This is a genomic window from Pseudomonas sp. NPDC088429, assembly GCF_044753305.1.
Lineage (GTDB): Bacteria > Pseudomonadota > Gammaproteobacteria > Pseudomonadales > Pseudomonadaceae > Aquipseudomonas > Aquipseudomonas rustica.
This window is the reverse complement of sequence record NZ_JBIVMX010000002.1, coordinates 288,309-294,462: the sequence shown is the minus strand read 5'-3', so window position 1 is coordinate 294,462 and position 6,154 is coordinate 288,309. Positions and strand designations below refer to the sequence as shown.

General features: G+C 52.5%; 5 protein-coding genes. 2 read left to right on the top strand and 3 right to left on the bottom strand.

Annotated features, from left to right (window positions below; genetic code table 11):
• Positions 1 to 2,572 (top strand): tandem-95 repeat protein (locus tag ACIP66_RS02840; RefSeq protein WP_400645149.1); only part of this gene is annotated, 2,572 nt, incomplete at its 5' end.
• 501 nt (positions 2,573 to 3,073) lie between these two features.
• On the opposite strand, the gene ACIP66_RS02835 is transcribed toward ACIP66_RS02840, so the two are convergent.
• Positions 3,074 to 3,433, bottom strand: coding sequence for a hypothetical protein (locus tag ACIP66_RS02835; protein WP_400645146.1), 360 nt, complete (start codon positions 3,431 to 3,433; stop codon positions 3,074 to 3,076).
• A gap of 540 nt (positions 3,434 to 3,973) precedes the next feature.
• Positions 3,974 to 4,774 carry an alpha/beta fold hydrolase gene (locus tag ACIP66_RS02830; protein ID WP_400645143.1) on the bottom strand — a complete coding sequence of 267 codons (801 nt, stop codon included), beginning with the start codon at positions 4,772 to 4,774 and terminating at the stop codon, positions 3,974 to 3,976.
• Positions 4,775 to 5,643: 869 nt separating this feature from the next.
• Between ACIP66_RS02830 and ACIP66_RS02825 the strand changes: the two genes are divergently transcribed.
• Positions 5,644 to 5,925, top strand: a complete 282-nt coding sequence (locus ACIP66_RS02825; protein WP_400645141.1) for a hypothetical protein — start codon at positions 5,644 to 5,646, stop codon at positions 5,923 to 5,925.
• On the opposite strand, the gene ACIP66_RS02820 is transcribed toward ACIP66_RS02825, so the two are convergent.
• A complete protein-coding gene (locus ACIP66_RS02820; protein WP_400645139.1) occupies positions 5,891 to 6,154 on the bottom strand; it encodes a hypothetical protein in 264 nt (87 codons plus the stop codon). The genes ACIP66_RS02825 and ACIP66_RS02820 overlap by 35 nt on opposite strands.

Sequence of the window (6,154 nt, the reverse complement as noted above, 5' to 3'; positions counted from 1 at the left end):
CAATACCTCAGAAGATGTTGCGTTCAGCGGTCAAGTAGTCGCCACCGATGCCGACAGCGATACCCTTGCCTACTCGGTTGTAACTCAGCCCACCAACGGTACGCTCACCTTGGATGCGGCCACAGGTGCCTACACCTACACCCCAACTGCCGACTACAACGGCACCGACAGTTTTGTCGTCGAGATCAGTGATGGCAACGGCGGGGTCGTGCAATCCGTCGTGACGCTCACTGTTACCCCGGTGGCCGATATTGCCGCCGATACGGTCACTACCAACGAAGACACGCCGATCATCATTGCGGTCAACAATAACGACACCTTTGAGAACGGTGGCCATGCGATCACGGCGATTAATGCCACAGCCGTTACCGTCGGTGTGCCGCTGGCCGTGTCCAACGGTTCGGTAACACTCAATGCGGACGGCACACTGAGTTTTACGCCGGTTGCCAACTTCAACGGCGCGACCAGCTTCGCCTACACCGTAAGTTCAGACGGCATTACGGAAACCGCTACCGTGACGATCAACGTCACGGCGGTCAACTACGTACCCGTGCCAACTGATCCGGGTATACCTGGTCAGACTTTCGATCCGGCGACCGGCAACTATGCGGTCAGTACACCTGAAGATGTTGCGTTCAGCGGTCAAGTAGTGGCTACCGATGCCGACAGCAATACCCTCGCCTACTTGGTCGCTACTCAGCCCACCACCGGTACGCTCACCCTGGATGCGGCCACAGGTGCCTACACCTACACCCCGACTGCCGACTATAACGGCACTGATAGTTTTGTCGTCGAGATCAGTGATGGCAACGGCGGGATTGTGCAATCCGTCGTAACGCTCACTGTTACCCCGGTGGCCGATATTGCCGCCGACACGGTCACTACCACCGAAGACACGCCGATCATCATTGCGGTCAACAATAACGACACCTTTGAGAACGGTGGCCATGCGATCACGGCGATTAATGCCACAGCCGTTACCGTCGGTGTGCCACTGGCCGTGTCCAATGGTTCGGTAACACTGAACACCGACGACACACTCAGCTTTACGCCGGTTGCCAACTTCAATGGCGCAACCAGTTTCAACTACACCGTAAGTTCGGGCGGCGTTACGGAAACCGCTACCGTGACCGTTAACATCACGGCGGTCAACGACGCTCCCGTGCCCACTGATCCGGGTGTACCTGGTCAGACCTTCGATCCAGCGACCGGCAACTATGCGGTCAGCACACCTGAAGATGTTGCGTTCAGTGGTCAAGTGGTCGCTACTGATGCCGACAGCGATACCCTCGCCTACTCGGTCGCTACTCAGCCCACCAACGGTACGCTCACCCTCAATGCTGCCACGGGTGCCTACACCTACACACCCACTGCCGATTACAACGGCACCGACAGCTTCGTAGTAGAGATCAGCGACGGCAACGGCGGGATCGTGCAATCCGTCGTAATGCTCACCGTCACCCCGGTAACCGACATTAGCGCTGATGCCGTTAATACCTATGAAGGCGCCTCAGTTACGATTGTGATCGGTACCAACGATACGTTCAAGAATCCTAATTATTTAGTAACTGCAATCAATGGCAGGGCCGCCACAGTGGGTCTGCCAATATTAGTATCCAATGGACTGGTAACGCTCAATGCCGATGGAACGCTCGCCTTTGAACCAGCATCAAACTTCACCGGCACTACTAATTTTAACTACACAGTAAGCTCGGGCGGGGTGGTCGAAACCACAGTCGTGACAGTCAACGTTATCCCCGAGACTAATGAACCTCCCGTAGCGCGAGACGACTATCCGTTCGTCTATCGGCCCCAGTCTGAGGTAAAACAAGAGGCCGCTGTAGAGAGTCGACGATTCGTCGTTGAACCTCCTGTAATAACCACCGTTAATGATATTGGGTGGTTAAATGGAACTTCTAATTTGCAAGCCACAGGCGCTGTCGAACAAGCAGTTAAAGGTGTTGAATCATTAAATGGCACCGAGATGTTGGGCGCGAGCGGCGTCATTCTACAAGCCGTCAATGATGTGGAGTTCCTGCATGGCACAACTACGCCTGAGCAGCACGAGAATTCTCTGCGGCAAACGATCGACGCAGCAGATGGGCATGGGCTAAATGGCGAGCCCGAGTTCGTAGCATCTTTGCGCACTGCCGATGGCGTGTTGCTGGATCTCATTGGCACGAGAGAGCGTCTTCATCTCTCGATGACAAGCGGTGTGAAGCAACCCCTTGAAATGCGCGCCTCCCTAGCTAATGGGAAAGCTCTCCCCGCTTGGGTGCATACAGATACCGCAGGCTCTTTGGAAATCGAACCTCCTGTTGATGTTGAGCGTATTCGTTTGCGGCTGGACTTCGACAGAAGGGATGGCGCAACGCAAACCTTTGTAGAAATTGATTTGACAACGGGGCAGATGCAGGAGATTCCAGATCCTAATTTTTCTGAAACGAAGGATCACAAAACGAGCTTACGGCCAGCAGCGCCGGACGTATCGGATTTCGCTACTCAATTAGAGAAAGCTTCGCAGCAACGGCGCTCACAGGATGCAGATCTGATGGCATTGTTAAATGGATAAGGATCTGAGGGAAAATGTGCGAACTTGGGACATCCGAGTGTTTGTGTGTATGGCTGCCGGCCCCACAGGCCGGCTTCTATCTACTGATGCGTTTGTATCAGCCGTATGAAGACGTATTGTCCGGCAGTGGCAGTGACCGCAGTTGATTAAGGTGAATTGAAACCCAGGATGTGAGGAGCTTGGTGACGGGCCAATATCGGGAATTAATGCCCGCTATTGGCCGAAAGCAGTCATTCACGAACGATAATCTCCTACTCATTGCGTCCTCCACGACTAGCACACAAAGCACCGCGAGAGGATGTTGATAACCGCCGTAATCGTATGATTGAAAGGAGAAACTCAGAGAATCATTCGAATGGTTCAAGGTGGATCAAGCTATAGCAATGTGTGAAACCAGCGACCGGATTTGATCGAATCGGCCGACACCAATCAACGCGGTGAATCGGTTTAGATAGAAGTAATCGCTTCCAGCCGCTCCTCAAGCACATCATCAAAAATGCTTTAGAGCCTTTCGGCGCCACCGGCTCTCAGCCCACCGGCGAGTTCGATACCCAAAACGAACCCATTCGCCCTCGACGCCGCCTCTACGGCAACGATCATCGAATCAGCACGCACAATCTGCGCGAGGAGTCGGTCTGCCTCCCGCTTCATCTTTTCATTAAGTACTACATCGTCCATCGCTGTAACCTTCAACGCGGCATCCAATACATGACAGATAAGATAATTGTCACCCACACTAAGACCATAAGAACGGACAGGCCTGCGAGTTGCTCTTTCATATAACCTTATGATTTTGATGAATGATGCATCATGAATGACGCGTAGATCAGAGGCAAGAGTAAACGGGCTGTTTCTGGACATTTGGGCGTTACTGGGTGATAGACTCCATTCTCTAAAACAGTATGCCGAGCGATGCTGCCGCAATTACAAGCCCGCTGCTCGCTTCCGCTTTCCTCGTCGATGGTTAGTGTTGTTGTATTTAACGTCAAAAGTTTCGAAGATGACGTCTGCAAACGCATGGAGCATGTCCGGGGAGTTCGCTCATGCTGACCACCTCCTCCCCGTTGTAGAGCCGAATGAAGTCGGACTTGTTCTGATCTAATGCGGAAACTACTACGTCACAGGGTTCTGTCGTTAAAATGGACTCATGGGAAAAGTAGAGGCCCGATCATACTATTCAGCATTTTCAACCCTGAAAGCTTTTCGACGGCGGTGCTATGCCGCTGATGCCCGGTGGCCGATAGTTCCCTCCCTCATCAAATTCATTGTCGGGCCGCAAGTCGACGTTCCAAACGCTTGCTCTCACCCGATTCTACCGACGATGGCTGACGCTTCATAAAGGAGCGCGGCTCATAGGGATCAGTGATTAACTCCACTTGAAACTTTACACCGTGTGCTTGGCTACGTTGTCGTGTGCATGAGTGTGTGTTTGTCGTCATGCCGCTGCAATAGGAACTGACGTACCAAATAGCCAGTTTGCCTTGCACTGGTCACCACGAAAAAATGCCCCTCTCCTTGTAGGATTTGCAGATCAGAATGGCGAATGACGCGGTGCAGAATCTGCGCGTTGTAAAGTCGCACCAACGTGTCCCGGTCGCCGGAGAGAATCAGTGTGCGTTGGCGCAAACGAAATAGCCGTGACAGGCTTGTCCAACCGATCAGGGCAGCGAGCTGGTGAAAATACGAGCGCGGTTTAATTGAGAGCATGCCGTTCACCGCGCCGAAGTGCAGGAATGTCTTTATCGAACTGCCACCACTTTTTTTGTTGCGTATTTGACCGCCTGTGCTCTTGCCGAAAAAATCTAGGATGTCGGCAGGTTTTACCAGTACTAATGGGCCGGCGGACGTCGCTGCGAGGATCAGCCGGCGTACCATGCCTGGGTGACGTAGAGCGAACTCTTGGGCCAATGCGCCGCCCCAGCTCACGCCAAAGACATCGACCTGTTCGAATCCCAGTTGCTCGAGCAACTCGGCGATCAAATCGGCATGACGCGAAAGACGCAGTGGCCAGCGAGGCGTTTGTGATTTCCCGACCCCAGGAACATCCAGCGCAATAGTCGTGTAGTCGGCAAGCTCCTCCCGCAGTAAATCGAAAGAGCGAATCAATCCTCCAAGTCCGTTGAGCAACAGCAACGGCGACCCTGTACCACAGATTGAAACGTTCAACTGCAAGTCTTTGATCGTTAGTTTTCGCGTTGTCATGGTTTCCCCCTTGCTGCGCTAACTTGAAAGGCTGCGGTTGATAAGAACGCGAATATTCTGTTGATCAGGCTAGGGACATTCAGAACAAACCAGCGGCTGCTTCCCTCACGAAAATCTCGATAGCCTTTGGCCCTACACCTCGAATTCAGACAAGCTTTTCTCGAATGCCCGACGATCAGCGCTCGCTTTCACGATGTTGCTCACCTTGGCGTCGTAGTCATCGTTTAGCTTGCTTGCCGACGCCATTAATCGCGACGCGGTGGCCTCGTCGTAACATAGGTTATGGGCCCTCACCTAGCATGACTACGAACCGACGATGGCTGCAACGTAAATTTTTGCGGTATATCGCGTTGGTGTCGCTCGACAATCACCTCATACGCGCTAGCGGCAATTGCGCTTTGAATTCTTTTGCCCGTGAGGAAACTGGCACTCAACCATCTGCACAGCCCGGCTTTCTTCCACCTTCAAAGTCGATCTGTAAGTCATGTGCGCTTTGCTCACGCGTGCAACCCTGCAGCCATGGTTTCAACAGTAAATCTAAACCCTGATCCGGAAAAGCAAATCAGGGATAAATGAACTCTTACTCGAGTGCGGCGACAAAATGATTGAACCCTGAGGACGAGAAAACGAGATGCATATATCTGAAACAAGCCAAGTGATGGAAGCACTGTCAGCGAACGAAGCAAACCTGAAGCTTCATGAAGGTTGGTCTTTGATATCTGTGGTCGTCACAACCCATCCTAACGGCCAGCTTCATCCTTGCTACATCCTGGCTAAATCGAAGGTCTCCCCCGATGGTCAGAAGTCCGATTAACTAGCTCACCACTAACATTTGCGTATCAGCTCACGACACTGCGTAAGGAGGTAGGTTGGGTTATCTGGATTGGGTTCAATGGCCAGCGATGGCGGTAACCGTGCTCGCCGCATGGTTGATCGGATCACAGCGGCCACGACGACGGATGATCGGATTCGTATGCTTTAGCGTGAGCAACGTACTCTGGGTGATATGGGGTTTGCATGCACAGGCGTATGCGTTGATCGTCCTGCAGCTCTGCCTGTTCCTCATGAACTTTCGGGGTCTTAAAAAAAATCTGAAGGGAAAGCAGGAGGAAAATCTCAGCTCTGACGGTGGCCGTCGAAATTCTTTTTAAAGCCACGGGCATTCATGCCTAAAAGTACGCACTCAAGCATGATCAGGGCGTAGGCATCAGCGTGAAGTCCCCAGATAACCCATAAGGCATTACTCGTAATGAACCCCCAAAAGGCAACCATGCGTCGGTAGGGTCGTTGCGAACCGATGAACCAAGCTGAGACCACCGTCACTACCATGGCGGGCCATTGTATGTAATTGATGTACTCCAAATTAAATCTCCTTGACAT

What these genes read in the sequence shown, in the direction of transcription:
- ACIP66_RS02835 (WP_400645146.1), bottom strand. Translation starts at nt 3,433, where the DNA reads ATGTCCAGAAACAGCCCGTTTACTCTTGCCTCTGATCTACGCGTCATT.
- ACIP66_RS02830 (WP_400645143.1), bottom strand. Translation starts at nt 4,774, where the DNA reads ATGACAACGCGAAAACTAACGATCAAAGACTTGCAGTTGAACGTTTCA.
- ACIP66_RS02820 (WP_400645139.1), bottom strand. Translation starts at nt 6,154, where the DNA reads ATGTCAAGGAGATTTAATTTGGAGTACATCAATTACATACAATGGCCC.